Raw genomic sequence first — 16,821 nt, 5'->3', positions numbered from 1 at the left:
CTCGTTTAGGCCGAGTCCTTTGCGTTCTGGTCGGCGGCGTTCAACAGGTCGGTGGTGTTCTGGCCCTGGTGGCCTGCGTTGTCCACGGCGTCGCGGACCTGCTGGAGCAACTTGTCCAGGTTCGTGGTCGGGTCGTCGACCTGCTTGTGGTAGGTCTTGCCCAGATCGTCGTTGCCGGCCGAGTTCTTGTTGAACTCGGTGATCTCGTTGGCCTTCGTCCGCATGGTGTCGATGAGGTTCGACATGTCGTCGAAGGGTGCGCCGAAGGCCGCCTTGAGGTCCGCCATCGCGGTGAGCTTCGGCTTAGCCACGGAACTCCTCCTGCCGCTCGCGCTTGCGCCGCGCCTCCTCCTCGGCGAAGCCCGGGCGCATCGAGCGCAGCGGAGCGAGCATCTCCTCCAGCTCGGTACCGCCGGTCATCGAGGTCCGCAGCACCTCGCCGATCCCGCTGAACGGGCTCATCGTCTCCATGACCCGGTCACCGATCTCGGCGCGCGCCGTGTTCAGCACGTCGGTCAGGATTCCGGCCAACTGGGCGGGCGCCATGGAACGGTAGGCGGTGGTGTGGAAGGTCAGCGAGACCACCTGGCCCTGCGCCCCGACCTTCGCGGTGACCATCCGGTCCTTGGAGGTCACCGAGGCCGTGGCCGCCTGGAGTTCCTTGGCGGCGGCGGCCATCCTGGTCTGCTGCTCGTGCAGGGCGGTCATCGCCTGCTCGATCTGTTCCGCGAACGGGGTCGTCATACCGGCACCTCCGTGGTGTGTAGGTCGTCACTTCCCTCTACGGACGGACCGGGCCCGCAGGTTCGGCACCCGACGGACGACCTGCACACCACACCGGCTCTCAGCGGCCGATCACGCCGCTCACCGCGCCGGACTCGGTGCCCCAGACCTCCTCGTCCTCCGCCAGCCAGGTGGTGCGCTGACGGTCCTGCCCGCCCTGCCCCTGCGCACCCGCGCCGCCCATGCCGGCGCCGCCCATCGGCGGCATCATCGAGCCGCCGGCTCCGCCGGTGGTCGCCACCGAGCGGCCGGACAGCTGGGCCTCCTCGGCCGCGCTCTCGGCAGCGGCCTTCTCGGCAGCCGCGGTCTGCTCCGCGCTCAGCGACTCCGGGCCGCCGCTCTCGGTGCTGGTGCCGCCCGCGCCGCCTCCGCCGAGCCTGCCGCCCAGACCGATGTCCGGAGTCCCCAGGAGTGTGGACTTGCCACCCCCCGAGCCGGAGCCCGAACCGCCGAAGGAGTCGCCGAACGAGCCGCCGCCGAGCCCACTCAGGCCGCTCCCCAGCCCACCGAGACCACCCAGGCCGCCCACGCTGATCGGCGGGCCGGTGTACCCACCGCCCAGACCGCCGAGCCCGCCCAACCCGCCCAGGCCCAGCCCGCCTCCGCCCCCGCCGGTCTGCAACGCGCCGCCGGTCCCGGCGAAGGCGTGCTCCTCGTCGCTCAGCAGCTGGTCCATCTCGGAGACCGGCTTGCCGTTCGCGTCCAGGACACCGCCGTCCGGGCCGATGGTGTCCCCCTTGGCGAGCACCACCGGGTTCCCGTTCGAGTCGAGCAGCGGCTTGCCGTCCGGCCCGGTCACCGTGCCGTCCGGGTTCAGCTTCGAACCGACCGGCAGCTTGAGCTTGGGACCGGACGTCGAGCTGACCGGCGGTCCGACCGTGGTGCCGATGGGCACGAACTCCGGCTTGCCGTCGGGGCCGAGGACCGGCTTGCCGTCCGGCCCGATCACCTCGCCCTTGCCGTTGATCGTGGAGCCGGCCGGCACGAACTCCGGCTTGCCGTCCTTGCCGATCAGCTGCTTGCCGTCCTTGCCGAGCAGCGGGGCCTGCCCGTTGTTGCCCCCGAGTCCCAGGCCGCCGCCACCGCCCAGGCCGAGCCCGCCACCGCCGCCACCGCCGGGGTTCAGCTTGGTCGGGGTGGGCGGCGGCGGGACCTTGTTGTCCGTCTTCGGGCCGCCCAGGTTCGTCGGAGGCGGTGGCGGTGTCGTGGTGGGAGGCGGCGGTGGCGTCGTCGTCGGCGGCGTCTTGCCCCCGTCGGTGTTCGTGGGGTCCGGCGGCAGAGTGAGCGAGGGCGGCATGAGGACAGGCAGCGCACGCACGGCGTTCTGGTATCCGAGGAGGGTGGCGCCGGCGGTGGTGCCGTTGGTCAGGTTGTTGATGACCGTACCGGCCAGGGTGTCGAGATCGTTGACCGAGGCCAGCCATTTGGCCCGGGCGTTCGCGTTGATCGCGGCCCACCAGTCGGCGGAGTCCGGCGTGCCGTTGGGGCCGGTCACGGTGACGCCGGTGCCCACCACGAACGAGACGTTCAACAGCAGGACCGCTTCCTTGAAGGCGTCCATGGAGGCGATCAGCGGAGAGGACACCTTGTCCGTACTCTCCAGCATCGTCCACGACGTGCCCTCGGGCGTCGCCGTCCAGGCACTACTGGGCCCCTGCCAGGCCGCGAAGCCGTCCCGCAGCTGCTTCAACGACTGGGTCAGCTGCGCACCGGCGGCGGTGAGCGCCCCCGGGATGTCATCGTCCTTGCCGTCGCCACCCGGCATCGTCAACTGGCCCAGCACGTTCTCGAGTTCGCCCTGGAACTGGGTCATCACCTGCTTGAAGCGCCCGGCTGCACTGCCCTGGAGATCGCTGTCGGGAGCATCGATATCGCCGACCCAGCCCTTGACCGTGCCGATCTGCTGGGTGAGCCAGTCCTGCGTCGACTTCATCAGCGTGGAGGCGGCGGTGAAACTCCCGGGGTCCACCACGTCGTTGCCCGCGATGGCCGAGTTCAGGATGTCCGCCGGACCGTGGAAGAACTGCGTCATGGCGCTCGGGGCCGACGAAGTCCCGTTCCACGTGGTGTAGTCGAGGGTCCCGTAGATCGAGTACCGGATGATGGTCTGGCTGTCGGCCCACTTCGCGTAGAGGTCCGCCGTCGGCGTCTGGTCGGAGCCCAGGTTGCCGTACACCACGGGGTTCTGGCCGATCCACGGATGCGCCGGATCGGCCACGGAATGCCGATCCGTGACCTCACCGATCAGCGTGGAGGAGGCGAAGGCCTTGAGTGCCGTCTCCCAGTTGAACGTTGATGACAAGCCGGACCTCCTGGCGTGCAGTTCGTGTGTGGGGGGAGTTGCCGTGCCGCCGGACGGGACGACGGCTGTCGTCGCCCCGTCCGGCGGTCGTCACTGGGTGGACGGCGGCGGGATGACCGGCGGCGTCGTGCTCGATCCGTTCAGGACGTTCTGCAGGAGCTGGAGCAACTGCGCCGAAGTCAGCGAGTCGTCCTCCGCGTTGTTCAGGGTGGACTTTGCGTTGTGCAGGTCCACCCTGATCGTGTACAGGCTCTTACCCATGGCCTGGAAGGTGTCGTAGAGAGCACCGCAGAGCGCCTTGTACTTGTCGGACAGCGTGCCCGCGATAGCGAGATCGGCCGTCGTTCCGGTCAGTAGGGCGTCGTACGTCCCGTCGGCGTTCAGGCCTGCCTTCGTGCCGCCGTTCTTGATCCCCGCGAGGTTCAGAATGAAGGGGTTGTCCCCCGTGTCGTCGACGAAAGCCTGGAGTCTCTGCGCGAACTCGTCGAAACCCTTGTCCGTCGCCACCAGCGTGCTACCCATCGGCACCCGCCTCCTCTACTTCGGCGCTCAGCTCTGGTGGAAGCCGGCGGCGCCGGCGTGGTCGGCGGCCGTCATGGTCTGGTGCATGTTGTCCAGGCACGCCGCGGCGGCCGCGATGTCCTCGGTCATCTTCTGCTCGTTGGCGTTGACGGCAGCGAGGAACTCCTCGAACGCCGTTGCCGCCGCACCCTGGAAGTGCTCCTTCAGCGGGGTCAGCACCTGGACCAGGTGCTCGAGGTCGTTCGTCATCGTGGTGCCTGCGGCCTGGAGTTCCTGGACGGCCTGGTCGACCGTCTCGTGGTGGAGTGTGAGGTCTGCCATCGAAGTGTTCCTTTCGGTCCGGGTGCCGTCAGCTGCCGCTGAGGGCCTGGAAGACGGGGTCCGAGGCGCCCCAGTTGCCGCCGATCAGCCCGGCCTCGTCCTCTGCCTTGTTGAGGACCTGGTTGGCACCGGCGGTGCTCTCGCTGAGCTTCTGGAAGGCGTTCATGACCGTCTTGTAGCGCGAGATCCAGTCCTCGATGTTCTGCTGGAACTTGGTGCTCGCGCCGGAGATGTAGCCGGCGTTGATCTCCGCGTTGATCCGCTCGACCGTCAGGGCGGAGGTCATCATCTCCGAGATCTTCGTGTCCAGGCCCATCAGAGCCTGCTGGATCGCCGCGTCGTCCTTGTTCAACACTGGTGTGGACACCGGTGCTCCCTCCTCGGTCCGCCGGGCCGCACGTCGCTGGCCCGTACTCGCGTCATCTGGTTCAACGGGCCTGCCGCGCCGCCCGGTTCACCCTCAGCAGCTCGTCTTCGCGACCACCTGCGGCGCCGCCACCCCGCCGCCCGAGAGCGCCGCCGGGTCCAGGCTCGGCCCGCTGGGCAGCAGGGTGAGCAGCCCCTCGGGCACCGCGACCGCCGCGACGCCCGCGTAGCCGAGCTGCTTGACCACCGCGGCCGACGGCAGCGGGTACTTCACCCCGCCGTCGGTCACCAGGTAGTCGGTCGTCCCGGCGCCCGCGCCCGAGAGTGCGCGCACCAGCGCCCCGCCGCCGGGGCGCACCGCGATCCGGTCGGCGGACGTGCAGCTGGCCGGCACCCCCGGCTGGACGGCCGGCGGCTGGCCCGCCGCCGCAGCGGCGTCCAGCACGGTCACGGCGGTGGCCGGGGCGCCGGCGCCCACGTGCAGGTCGGCGCAGACGGCGCGGCCCTGGCCGGGCGCCACCAGCGCCGGCGGCACGGCCGGCAGCGTGCCGGCGAAGCCGCCGGGCGCGGTGTGCGCGGCGAGGTCGGCGGGGCCGATCGCCGCGGGAGCCGTCGCCGCGCCGCCGTACGCCTCCTGCTGGGTGCGCGGGTCACCGCGCAGCAGGCCGAACTGCGTTGCGGTGAGCGGCACCAGGCCGCCCGCGCCGAGGACGTACGGCGCGCCGCCGGGTGCCTGGAAGAGCTGGCCGACCCGGGTCGGGTGCCCGGCCAGCACCGGTCCGGCCGAGCCGCGTCCGGGGATTTCCGGGGCGCTCAGGTCGGGCCCGGCGGGCAGCGCGTCCAGGAAGGCGGCGGAGACCGGGAACGGCGCCGTGCTCCCGTACCCGAGCGCGTCCAGCGCACCGTTCTTCGTGTCGGCCCGCAACCGCTGCCCGTGCCAGAGCAGGTGGACCGAGCCGTCCGGCGCGCCGACCAGCAGGGCCTGACCATCCGTCAGCGGATAGCCCTGCTGCGCCGGGCCGACCAGCAGCGTCAGGTTCGGCGCCACCGCCCCGGCCGCGGTGGGCTGCAGGGTGCCGCAGGCCAGCCAGTCGGCGGCGTGCAGCTGGGCGGCCGGCGGCAGCCCGTCGGGCGCGCCGACGATGCCCAACGGGCCGCCGCGCGCCATGCCGGCGAGCGAGGCCTGGCCGACCTGGTCGACCGTCATCTGGTCACCGCCCAGCAGCTTGGCGGTGGTCTCGTTCAGCACGGGGTGCAGTTGGCCGCCCAGGTACAGGTAGCGCGCGCCGGTCTCGTTGACCACCACCAGGGTGCCGGCCTTGGCCCAGCCGGTGTTGCCGCCGGGCTGCATCACCCCGTAGACGGTGACCCCCAGGCCGATCAGCACCGCCATCGCCAGGCCGGTCACGGCGCCGCGGGTGGTGCGGCCGATGGGGGTGTCCGGCGCGTCGGGCTCGGCCCGCAGCATGCCGGAGGCGAGCCTGCTCATCACGAACAGGTGCGCCTGCACCTGGTCGCGTCGGGACTGCATCCGGTTCCTCCTGGAGTTCGCTTCGATCGGGTACTGCTCAGCCGTTCATGGCCCGCAGGGTGTGGTAGACGCCGACCGCCAGCAGGCTCAGCGGCAGCAGCGCGATCGCCGACAGGGTGTGCAGCAGGTCGGCGGCCCGTCCCCAGTACGGCAGCAACCGGCGCCCGGGCACGGTCCAGGCGACCACCAGCAGCGCGGTGGCGAGGACCAGCAGCCCGGCCAGCGTGAGCAGCCGGCCGCCGGTGGACTGACTCAGCGTCAGCCGGACGGCCAGCAGCGCCACCCCGTACGCGCCGGGCACCAGCACCGCGAGCCGCTGCGGGATGCTGCCGATCGCCCGGCTGTGCAGCAGGAGCAGCACGCTGAGCGTCGCCGCCAGCGCGATCGCGGCCCACCCGGGCCCGAACGCGACCAGCGTCAGCGCACCCACGCAGGCCACCCCGACCGTCAGGTAGAAGGCCGTCAGATACCCGTCCGCCACCCGGCTGCGCTCCAGCACGCCGGTCGCCTCGAAGGGCTCGATGTCCTCCTGCAACTCGTCGGCGTTGCGCGGCAGCGCGGGCAGCCGCAGCCCCGACAGGCGGAACGCCAGGGAGGGGACGAACGAGCCGAACAGCACCGCCGCCACCGCCACCAGCGCCGCCGACTGCTCCGGCGACAGGCCCGCCAGCGCGAGAGCACCGGCCAGCACCCCCAGCAGCGCGAAGAGCCCCAGGCCCAGGAAGAGCGGCGCCGCGCAGGCCACCGCCGCCACGCCCAGCACTGCCGCGCCCGCCGCCGCCGAGGCCCCGGCCAGCAGCCGCGCCCCGGTCAGCTCGGTGCCGGCCGGGCCGGTCGGCAGCAGCAGGCCCGCCAGCGCGAAGTACGGGACGGCCGTGGCGGCCAGCGCGGTGCCGGCCCCCGCGTCGCCCATCGCCCGCGAGGCGCTGGTGGCGCCGAGCAGCAGCAGCACGCCGGTCACCGCGGCCGCCGCCTCGCGCAGCTGCGGCGAGCCGGGCAGCGTGAGCAGCACGACGCCGCCGAGCAGCGCCAGCAGGCTCAGCCCGACGGCCAGGTGGTGGGTCAGTACCGGCCGCCAGGAGTCCCCGCGCTCCTGCATCCCGGTGGCGACGCCGTCGACCATGTCGTCGAAGTGCACCGGCGGCAGCGCGCCCCGGCGCGGGCGCAGATAGAGCTCGTCGCCGTCGTGCAGGCCGAGCGCCTCGGCCGTCAGTTCCTCGTCCAGCGGGTCGCCGCCGAGGGTCTGCAGCACCCAGCCGCCATGCTCAAGTCCCTGTTCGGCCAGCTCTGTTCCGGCGTAGCCGAGCACGGCCGGCAGCAGGTCGGCCAGCGGCACGTCGGCCGGGACCGCCAACTCGAAGGCCGTTCCCGGTGCGTGGAACCTCAAGCGGCACAACCCCGCGACGGCACTGGTGTGCACGCGTCCTCACTCTCCCAGCCTCTGCTCCTGAACGGGGGCGAATCGCCGCCCCACCCCGCTGTACGGGCGCGGCCGACCAATCAGTTCACCTGCTCCGCGGCTGAACCCCGCGCCCCCGCCGAACCGTCGACCCAGTGGACGGCGGTGTCGCGGCCGTCGAGGAGTGAGGAGCCTTCCCTTGAGCGTGGTCCTGGTCAACCGCACGCCCCGGCGCCCCGGGCCGGAGATGCCGGACGGGGAGATGCAGCTGCAGGAACCCCCCGTCCTGCCGGAGTCGCAGAGCGGCATGGCCAGTGTGATCAGCATGGCGCCGATGGCGCTGGGCTCGCTCTCGATGGTCTTCATGTTCCTGCGCCCGGACGGCGGCGGCGGGGGCGCGATGTCCTACATCGGCATCGGCATGATGGCGCTGTCCTCGGTGGGCATGCTGGTCACCCAGCTGATCCGCGGCTCCAGCGACCGCAAGCAGCAGCTGCGCGCCGAGCGCCGGGACTACCTGCGCTACCTCTCGCAGATGCGCAAGCAGGCCCGCAGGACCGTGGTCCGCCAGCAGGAGGCTCTGGCCTGGCGCCACCCCGCGCCGGGCGAGCTGTCCGCGCTGGTGCGCACCTCGCGGCTGTGGGAGCGGCGCTCCTCGCACCCGGACTTCAGCGACGTGCGGATCGGCACCGGCCAGCAGCGCCTGGCCACCCGGCTCGCGCCGCTGTCGACCAAGCCGGTGGAGGACCTGGAGCCGCTCTGCGCCCACGCGCTGCGCCGCTTCATCCACGCCTACGGCACGCTCGACGACCAGCCGGTCGCGATCCACCTGCGCGGCTTCGCCCACCTGCTGGTCCGCTGCGAGGAGGACCCCGAGCAGGCCCGCGCGATGGTCCGCGCGCTGCTGGCCTCCCTCGCGCTCTTCCACGCCCCGGACGAGCTGCGGATCGCCGTGGTGGCGGACGGCGCGCGGCGGGCCTCCTGGGAGTGGGCGAAGTGGCTGCCGCACGCCCTGCACCCGACCGAGACCGACGGCGCGGGCGCGCTGCGCCTGGTGGCGAGCACGCTGGCCGAGGCGGAGCAGCTGATCGGCGAGGAGTTCGCCGCCCGGCCGCCGTTCGAGCCGGACGCCGTGCCCAACCGGGACGAGCCGTTCACGGTGATCGTGCTGGACGGTCCCGGCGCCCAGGGCATCGCGCGTCCGGCGCTGGCCGGCTACCGCAACGCCATCCTGGTCGACCTCGGCGAGGCGCTGGAGTGGAAGCCCTCCCGGGTCACCCTGCGGCTGCGGATCGCGGACGGCCGGCTCGCCATGGTCGGCGCCGACCGCAACCGCAAGGACGAGGTGACCGACCTCGGCCGTCCCGACACCCTCGCGCTGCCGGCTGCCACCCGGATGGCCGCGCTGATGGCGCCGTTCCGGATCGGCGACTCGGTGGAGGCCGGCGAGCCGCTGGCCACCGACTTCGACCTGACCGCGCTGCTGGGCATCCGCGACCTGCACCAGCACGACGTCGCGCAGCACTGGGCCGAGCGCACGCAGCACAACAAGCTGCGGGTCCCGCTGGGCCTGGGCGCCGACGGCAGGCCGGTCGACCTGGACATCAAGGAGTCCGCCCAGGGCGGCATGGGCCCGCACGGCATGCTGATCGGCGCGACCGGCTCGGGCAAGTCCGAGCTGCTGCGCACCCTGGTGCTGGCGCTGGCGATCACGCACTCCTCGGAGGTGCTGAACTTCGTCCTGGTCGACTTCAAGGGCGGCGCGACCTTCCTGGGCCTGGACGCCCTGCCGCACACCTCCGCGGTGATCACCAACCTGGCCGACGAGGCCGCCCTGGTGGACCGGATGCGCGACACCCTGCACGGCGAACTGGTGCGCCGCCAGGAGCTGTTGAGGTCCGCCGGCAACTACTCCTCGCTGCTGGAGTACGAGAGTGCCCGCGCCGCCGGGACGTCCCTGGAGCCGCTGCCGACGCTCTTCGTGGTGGTCGACGAGTTCAGCGAACTGCTGGCCGCACACCGGGACTTCATGGAGCTCTTCGTGATGATCGGCCGGCTCGGCCGCTCGCTCGGCGTGCACCTGCTGCTCGCCTCGCAGCGCCTGGACGAGGGCCGGATGAACGCCCTGGAGTCCCACCTGTCCTACCGGATCGGCCTGCGCACCTTCTCCGCGATGGAGAGCCGCGGCGTGCTCGGCGTCCCGGACGCCTACCAGCTGCCCTCGCAGCCCGGCAACGGCTTCCTGCGCAGCGACACCTCCACCCTGACCCGCTTCAAGGCCGCGTACGTCTCCGGCCCCTACCGCCCGCGCCGCCGCCCGGCCCAGCAGGCGGTGATCGCCGGCCAGGTCGTCCCGTACGGCACCGAGTACGTGGTGCCGCGGCACCGTCCGATCGCCGTCGAGGAGGAGCCGGCCGCCGAGGAGAGCGGCTCGCTGCTGGAGATCGCCGCGTCGCGGCTCTACGACGTGGGCCCGCCGGCCTACCGGGTCTGGCTCCCGCCGCTGGGCGTGCCGCCGACCCTGGACGAGCTGCTCCCGCCGCTCGCCCCGCACCCGCAGCGCGGCCTGACCACCGAGGGCACCGACAACCGCGGCACGCTCAGCGTCCCGGTCGGCGTGGTGGACCGCCCCTTCCACCAGCAGCGCGACCTGCTGCTCGCCGACCTCTCGGCGGCGGGCGGCCACGTCGGCATCGCGGGCGGCCCGCAGAGCGGCAAGAGCACCCTGCTGCGCACCCTGATCACCGGCCTGGCGCTCACCCACACCCCGCGCGAAGTCCAGTTCTACTGCCTGGACTTCGGCGGCGGCGCGCTCTCGGCCCTGCGCGGCCTGCCGCACATGGGCGGGATCACCGGACGCCACGACCCCGAGCGGGTGCTGCGCACCATCGCGGAGATCACCGGCATCCTGAACCGGCGCGAACAGCGCTTCGCCGAGCTCGGCATCGACTCGATCGACGCGTTCCGGCGGCGCCGGGCGGCGGGCGACCTGGACGACGACCCGCACGGCGACGTCTTCCTGGTGATCGACGGCTGGAACACCGTCCGCCAGGAGTTCGCCGACCTCCCCCCGCTGCTGACCCTGATCGCCCAGCGCGGCCTCAACTACGGCATCCACCTGGTCATCGGCACCACCCGCTGGGGCGAGATCACCGGCGCGCTGCGCGACCTGCTCGGCACCCGCTTCGAACTGCGCCTGGGCGACGCGGTCGACTCCCTGATCAACATGCGCGCCGCCGCCAAGGTGCCCAAGGTCCCCGGGCGCGGCCTGACCGACGACCAGCTGCACTTCCTGACCGCGCTGCCCCGGATGGACGGCTCCGGCAGCACCGAGGACCTCGGCGAGGGCGTCGCGGACCTGGTGGACGCGATCGCCGACCACTGGACCGGCCCGCGCGCGCCCGAGGTCCGGATGCTCCCGCTGATGCTGGACGCCGCCACGCTGCCCGCCCCCGAGGGCCGGCTGCGGATCCCGATCGGCCTGGAGGACGCCGCGATCGCGCCGCTCTGGCACGACTTCGAGGAGTCCCCGCACCTGATGGTGGTCGGCGACAGCGAGAGCGGCAAGACCAACCTGCTGCGCCTGGTCACGGCGGCCGTCACCAGCGCGTACACGCCCGAGGAGGCCAGGATCATGCTGGTCGACTACCGGCGCGAGCTCTACGAGGCGGTCCCCGAGGCCTACCGGCTGGGCTACGCGGTCGGCGTGGACGTGCTGCGCCAGATCGTGGACGGCGCGGCGCGCGCGATGCAGAACCGGGTACCGGGCGCGGACATCTCGCCCGCCCAGCTGAAGCTGCGCGACTGGTGGACCGGCCCGGAACTCTTCATCGTGGTCGACGACTACGACCTGGTGGCCGGATCCGGCGTCAACCACCCGTTCGCCGCGCTCTTCGACCACCTGGCCCAGGGCGCCGAGTTGGGCCTGCACCTGATCGTGGCGCGCGGCGCCAACGGCATCGGGCGGGCGATGTCCGACCCGCTGCTGCGCAAGCTCCAGGAGGTCAACACCCCTGCGGTGCTGCTCTCCTGCCCGCCGAGCGAGGGCTACCTGTTCGGCAACGTCAAGCCGCGCCAGTTCCCGGCCGGCCGCGGCCTGCACATCACCCGGCGCCGCACGGTCCAGGTGCAGACCGGACACGTCACCGAAGGAGCCTCGCATGACGAACGGTAGGACCCTCGGCTGAACCCCGGCCAGGGCACTGCCCGTATATCCCCATGGAGAGCCCTACACCAACGAGCAGTGGAGGCAGGCGGATGCCCGCGCCGACCCCGCAACCGCGGACCGCCGACGTCCCCGAAGCACCCGCCCGCAGCCTGCCGCGGCGGGCGCTGCGCCGGGTGCGCGGGCGGCTCGGCGCCGTCCGCGGTACCGAGGAGAGCACCGGCCCGTCGACGCTGCGCGCGGTGGGCCCGCACTTCGTCATCGCCGCCGCGGACGACCACGGGCTGACGGCCGCGCTGGCCGGCCTGCGGGCCGACCCGCAGACCCTGGTCCTGGTCGCCGCGGCCGCCGACGCCGCGCCCGTCCTGCGCGCCCACCTGGCCGAGCTGGCCCGGACGGCGGCCGAGCGCGGCGCCGGCGCCCTGGTGCTGGCCGCCTCCGGACTCGCCGCCGCGCCGGCCGGCGGGCCCCGTCCGGCCGAACGGGTCGCCGAGCAGGCCGGGTTGCCGGTGGTCGCGCCGGACGGGCTGGTTTCGATCCGCCCGGACGGCACCCTCCTGGCGACCGGCTCCTGGTGGCGCTGCCCACCGGGCGGGACACCCGAACGCCTCGGCGAGCTCTGGCCGCCCCCCGAACCCCTTCCCGCCCCCGAACCCCCTCTCGCCATCTCCTCGACCGAACTCTTCGGCCCGGACGGCCCGTTGCTCACCCCCCTACCGTCCGGCTGCTGGCTCAGGTCCGACGGCGAGCCTGCGGGCTTCCACTCCACGGCACTTGAGGGCGTCTCGGCCGAGCCCGACAGCTTCGTCCTGGTCGTCGGCCACCCGGCCGCCCCGCTGCTGCCCGCCGACCACCTGGTCACCGCCCTCACCCATCTGGCACCCCCCAACACCGGCCTGCTGCTCAGCGCGCCCTGGTCCACCCCGGTGGAACTCGTCGCGCTGGCCGCCGAACTCGCCGCCCGGCTGGGCCGGGACGTGCGGGCCGCCGTCGGACTGCCGATGCGCACCGCCGACGGCCGCTCGGCCCGGCTGCTGCACGCCGACGGCCGCCTCGGCTGGGAGCCCTTCCTGGTCGAACTGACCGCCTCCGCCGACCGCCACCAGGTGGTCGCCTCGGCCTGGCGCAGCCGCCCCGAGCACTGGACCCCCTGCGGCCCGGCCCAGTTCAGCGCGCCGCCGGACTGGCAGCTGGAGGCCGTCCCCGCCGGGCTCTGGCTCCGCCCGCAGGACCCGCAGGACTGCGCACCCCGGCAGTACATCCCGGACGCCGCACGGCCGTTGCTGGTGGTCGGCGAGCAGGGGCGGCCGGTGGGCGCGCAGGTGTGGGAGGGGCTGGGTGAACTCCTGGCGGGCGTACCGCCGTTCGGGGACGTCCGGCTCGGTCTACTGGTGGCCGGGACGACCGACGCCGGCTCCGAGGCCGTCGCCCGGTTCAGCGCCCGCCTGCACAAGCTCGACTGGACGGACCCCCAGCCGCAGCCCGAACTCCCCACCCCCGCACCGGAACCCGCCCCGGAACCCGAACCCGAACCCGCCCCACTCCCCGCTCCCCCACTCCCCACTCCCCCACCCGCCGCCATCACCACCGGCCCGGTCCCCACCCCCGCCTCCCCCGCGCACACCGGCACCAGCACCCCCGCCGAGCGCGAGGCCCTCAGGTCCCTCCTGGGAGACCGTTTCCAGCGCCTGGCCAGCCGCGCCGACCAGGCCGGAACCAGGCTCCCCTCACTGCGCTCCTCACTCCAGGACGACCTCAAACCCGACCTGGTCGCCGTCCTCCTGCACCACCTCGACGCGCAGGACCCCGCCTCGCGCGCCGAACTCGCCCGCGCCGCAAGGAGTTCCACCCCCGGACCGCTCACCCCCGTGCTGGCCTGCCTCGGCTCCGGGCTGCGCCGGCTGCCCAGCCACCACGGCGCGGTCCTGCTCGGCGCCGACGCCGGACCGGAGGAGCTGCGCCACTACACACCCGGCGCGATCCTCACCGAACCCGCCGCCCTCGCCGGATTCCCGTCCCACGAGGTCGCGTTGGGCGCGCCGGTCGAGTTCGCCGTCTGGTCCACCACCGGCCGCCGGACCGCGGTGTTCGCAGCCCCCGGCGAGGAGCCCGAGGTGGTCTTCGCGCCCGGCACCCGATTCACCGTACTGGCCCTGCTGCCCGCGGACGACGAGGAGAGCGCCCCCGCCCGCGTCCTGCTGCGCGAACTGGGCACCGAGAGCGCGGAGCAGACAGCGGACGAGCGCGACCAGCAGACCTGCGAACGCCTACTCGGCTGGCTCGCCCGCCGCGACACCCTCCCCACCGCCCAGCTACGCCCCCCGACCCGCCCAACCACCGCCACCCTCACCCCGGGCATCGCCACCACCCGCTGAGCACCGGCCGCCCTGGGCCCCGGTCAACGGCGGGCCAACACCGCGACCTCCCAGCCGAAGCCCACCACCAACCGACCATCCGGCACCACAGCCACCGCGCAGACCCCCAGCGGGAACACCGACTCCGGCCCGACCTGGTCGCCGATGGTCAGGTCCCACACCCGCACCGTGCCGTCGTCGCCACCGGTGACCGCCAGGGGGCGGCCGTCGACCACCGCCGTCGCCACCGCGTTCACATCGCCGATGTGGCCCGTCAGAGGCTCACCGACCTGCTGACCCGCAGGCAGGTCCCACACCCGCACCGTGCCATCGCTGCCGCCGGTGACCGCCAGGGGGCGGCCGTCGACCACCCCCGTCGCCACCGCGTTCACATCGCCGATGTGGCCCGTCAGAGGCTCACCGACCTGCTGACCCACAGTCAGATCCCAGACCCGTACGTCATCCCAGCTGCCGGTGATCGCTACAGGGCGGCCGTCGACCACTGCCGTCGCCACCCCGTTCACCCCCTCCTCGTGGTCGGCGAGCGGCTCGCTGATCTGCTGACACGTGGTCAGGTCCCATACCTGCACGTGGCTGCCGGCGACCGCGACGGGACGGCCGTCGACCACCGCCGTCGCCACCGCCCCCACCCAGTCGTCCTGGCCGGTGAGGTGCAGGCCGATCTGCCGGCCGGTGGTCAGGTCCCAGACCCGCACCGTGCCGTCGCCGCCGGTGACCGCCACGGGGCGGCCGTCGACCACTGTCGTCGCCACCGCGTTCACATCGCCGGTGTGGCCGGTGGGCGGCCCACCAACCTGGCCGCCTGAGGTCAGGTCCCACACCCGCACCATCCCGTCCTGACTGCCGGCGATCACGTGGGGACGGCCGTCCAGCACCGCCGTCGCCACCGCCCGCACCTTGTCGGTGTTGCCGTTCACCGGCTCGCCGACCTGCTTGCCGGTGGTCAGATCCCACACCTGGAGCGTCCAGTCCTCGCCTCCGCTGACGATGCATGGGCGGCCGTCGATCGTTGTCGTGAGCACCGACAGCACCCAGCCGTCGTGACCGGTGAGAGGTCGGCCGATCTGCCGGCCGGTGGTCAGGTCCCATACCCGCACGGTCTCGTCCTCGCTGCCGGTGACCGCCACAGGGCGGCCGTCGACCACCCCCGTCGCGACCGCTCGCACCGCCTCCTCGTGGCCGGTGAGCGGCTCGCCGATCTGCTCGCACGTGGTCAGGTCCCACACCCGCACGGTCTCGTCGTGGCTGCCGGTGACCGCGACGGGACGGCCGTCGAGCATCGCCGTCGCCACCGCGCACACAGCATGGGTGTGGCCGGTGAGCGGTTCGCCGATCTGCTCGCACGTGGTCAGGTCCCACACCCGCACGTCGCCGCTGCCGGTGACCGCGACGGGACGGCCGTCGAGCACCGTCGTCGCCACCGCCGACACCGCAGCTGTGTGGCCGGTGAGGGGTTGGCCGATCTGCTCGCACGTGGTCAGGTCCCACACCCGCACGGTCCGGTCACTATTGCCGATGAGCGCCACGGGACGGCCGTCGACCACCGCCGTCGCCACCGCGCACACCTGGCCGGTGTGGCCGGCGAGGGGTTGGCCGACCTGCCGGCCGGTGGTCAGGTCCCACACCCGCACGCTCCGGTCAGTCCCGCCAGTGACCGCCACAGGGCGGCCGTCGACCACCGCCGTCGCCACCGCCAGCAACGCGTCGGTGTGGGCGGTCGGAATACGACGCACGGACCGGTCGAGCTGGGAGCCGGTGGCCCACTCGACGCCCCACGATGCGGCGGGTTCGTCCTCCACCGGTACTGCGGTGATCCGCGCCGACAGCTCCCGGTCCCCGTAACGGGCCGCGTCCAGCGCCAGCAGCTGTCGGCGCACCCCCGCAGTGACGGCAGGATGCAGGTGTGTCGAGGCCCGGTACACCGACGAGGCCAATCGCGCAGCCGGACCCGACGCCGCATCCAGCAACGCCGTCACCGATCCCGGGTCAGCGTTCACCAGGAACACCGGATCGGCCAACCGCTCGGCGGCCACGGCAGATTCAACACCCGGGCGGATGTCCCGCAGATCATCGGACATGACCGGCACAGTACCCGCAGGCGATCTCTATCCGATCAGGCGCCGGCGCCAGTCCAGCGGGGTGATGGTGATGGCCCGGCCGGGATCGCGGTCCCACTCGACGGTGAGGCCGGCCGCTTCGAGGGCGGCCATGACCTCGCGGCCGATGGCCGCGGTGGTCTCGGACGAGTCGTCGAAGCCGCCGTAGAGCAGCATCAGTCCGTGGCCGGCAGCGGCCGAGTCCGTGCACTGCGTGTGGAAGTACACGAAGCCGCGGGCGTCGGGCCCGCCTTCGCCGCCGATCTCGGACTGGCCGCAACTGCGGCAGCAGGTGAAGTTCTCGCGGGCGGTGATGCCGGCTTCCCGCAGCGCGCCGAACGCGCGGGTGAGCCGCTCAGGGTCGGTCTCGCCCTGCCATTCGGCCTGCTCCGCGACGCGCTCCAGCCATATCCGGTCGACCAGCGCCTCCGCCTGCTCGCGCGACACGGGCCGGCGGTCCGCGGTGACCAGGTAGTCCTCGGCGAGTTCCGCCAGTTCGGCACGGGAGGCGTAGCCGCCGACCAGCACCTCGCGGACGCGCCCCTCCAACTCCTCGCGCTCACCCTCGTCCAGGTCCAGCGGCGGCACCTCGCGGGTGGGGCCCATGTCCAGTAGCGACCACTCCAGACCGGCGCCCCAACCATTCTCCTGGCGGGCCCAGCCGGTCATCGCCGCGATGACGGCCTCAGCCTCGGCGCCGTCGACGATCACCTGGAAGTGCCGGTCGGCGGCGCCGTCGCGGTGCTCCAGCGTGTAGGCCCCACCGGCCTTGTGCCAGACCTGGGCGAAGACGTCGGGCAGGTCGGGTATCCGATGGACCACCAGGTACCGGTCACCGTCAGTGCCGATCCGCCGGACCAAGCCGGCCAGATCCTCCGCGGACACACGGACGTGCCGCTCCCAGTTCTCCGTCTTCACCACGATCTCGAGCATGCGCAGACTCTGACACACCTCCCTGACA

Annotated in this window: 12 protein-coding genes; 2 read left to right on the top strand and 10 right to left on the bottom strand. The window is 73.1% G+C overall.

Annotated features, from left to right (window positions below; genetic code table 11):
* Positions 1-5: 5 nt before the first annotated feature.
* The 8 genes from P3T37_RS13200 to eccD form a co-directional block, all read right to left on the bottom strand.
* Complete coding sequence (locus tag P3T37_RS13200; RefSeq protein ID WP_280723755.1) at positions 6-311, bottom strand: hypothetical protein; 306 nt, start codon at positions 309-311, stop codon at positions 6-8.
* On the bottom strand, positions 304-744 hold the full coding sequence (locus tag P3T37_RS13195; RefSeq protein ID WP_280723754.1) for a YbaB/EbfC family nucleoid-associated protein: 441 nt from the start codon (positions 742-744) through the stop codon (positions 304-306). The genes P3T37_RS13200 and P3T37_RS13195 overlap by 8 nt, the downstream gene beginning before the upstream one ends.
* A gap of 100 nt (positions 745-844) precedes the next feature.
* Positions 845-3,085 carry a hypothetical protein gene (locus P3T37_RS13190; protein ID WP_280723753.1) on the bottom strand — a complete coding sequence of 747 codons (2,241 nt, stop codon included), beginning with the start codon at positions 3,083-3,085 and terminating at the stop codon, positions 845-847.
* Positions 3,086-3,175: 90 nt separating this feature from the next.
* On the bottom strand, positions 3,176-3,607 hold the full coding sequence (locus P3T37_RS13185) for a hypothetical protein (protein WP_280723752.1): 432 nt from the start codon (positions 3,605-3,607) through the stop codon (positions 3,176-3,178).
* Positions 3,608-3,634: 27 nt separating this feature from the next.
* Entirely contained in the window at positions 3,635-3,928 is a 294-nt protein-coding gene (locus P3T37_RS13180; protein ID WP_280723751.1) for a WXG100 family type VII secretion target, read from the bottom strand.
* A 28-nt stretch (positions 3,929-3,956) separates the two neighbouring features.
* Positions 3,957-4,295: a hypothetical protein gene (locus tag P3T37_RS13175; protein WP_280723750.1), complete on the bottom strand. Its 339-nt coding sequence runs from the start codon at positions 4,293-4,295 to the stop codon at positions 3,957-3,959.
* Positions 4,296-4,388: 93 nt separating this feature from the next.
* The gene (gene eccB / locus P3T37_RS13170) at positions 4,389-5,825 is read right to left on the bottom strand and encodes a type VII secretion protein EccB (protein ID WP_280723749.1); all 1,437 of its coding nucleotides are present in this window, start codon (positions 5,823-5,825) and stop codon (positions 4,389-4,391) included.
* 37 nt (positions 5,826-5,862) lie between these two features.
* Positions 5,863-7,212 (bottom strand): type VII secretion integral membrane protein EccD, encoded by a 1,350-nt coding sequence (eccD, locus tag P3T37_RS13165; protein ID WP_280723748.1) that lies wholly within the window; start codon positions 7,210-7,212, stop codon positions 5,863-5,865.
* A gap of 259 nt (positions 7,213-7,471) precedes the next feature.
* On the opposite strand from eccD, the gene eccCa reads away from it, so the two are divergent.
* Positions 7,472-11,398, top strand: a complete 3,927-nt coding sequence (eccCa, locus tag P3T37_RS13160) for a type VII secretion protein EccCa (RefSeq protein ID WP_280723917.1) — start codon at positions 7,472-7,474, stop codon at positions 11,396-11,398.
* Positions 11,399-11,481: 83 nt separating this feature from the next.
* On the top strand, positions 11,482-13,764 hold the full coding sequence (locus P3T37_RS13155; RefSeq protein ID WP_280723747.1) for a hypothetical protein: 2,283 nt from the start codon (positions 11,482-11,484) through the stop codon (positions 13,762-13,764).
* A gap of 23 nt (positions 13,765-13,787) precedes the next feature.
* Here P3T37_RS13155 and P3T37_RS13150 read toward each other — a convergent pair whose 3' ends face one another.
* Together P3T37_RS13150 and P3T37_RS13145 are read right to left on the bottom strand one after the other, a co-directional pair.
* On the bottom strand, positions 13,788-15,842 hold the full coding sequence (locus P3T37_RS13150) for a WD40 repeat domain-containing protein (protein ID WP_280723746.1): 2,055 nt from the start codon (positions 15,840-15,842) through the stop codon (positions 13,788-13,790).
* Positions 15,843-15,869: 27 nt separating this feature from the next.
* Positions 15,870-16,793, bottom strand: a complete 924-nt coding sequence (locus tag P3T37_RS13145) for a hypothetical protein (RefSeq protein ID WP_280723743.1) — start codon at positions 16,791-16,793, stop codon at positions 15,870-15,872.
* Between the last annotated feature and the right edge of the window lie 28 nt (positions 16,794-16,821).

The sequence above is a fragment of the Kitasatospora sp. MAA4 genome, from assembly GCF_029893355.1.
Classification (GTDB): Bacteria; Actinomycetota; Actinomycetes; order Streptomycetales; family Streptomycetaceae; genus Kitasatospora.
Note: the sequence above shows the minus strand (reverse complement) of the source record. Positions and strands in the feature narration are given on the sequence as shown.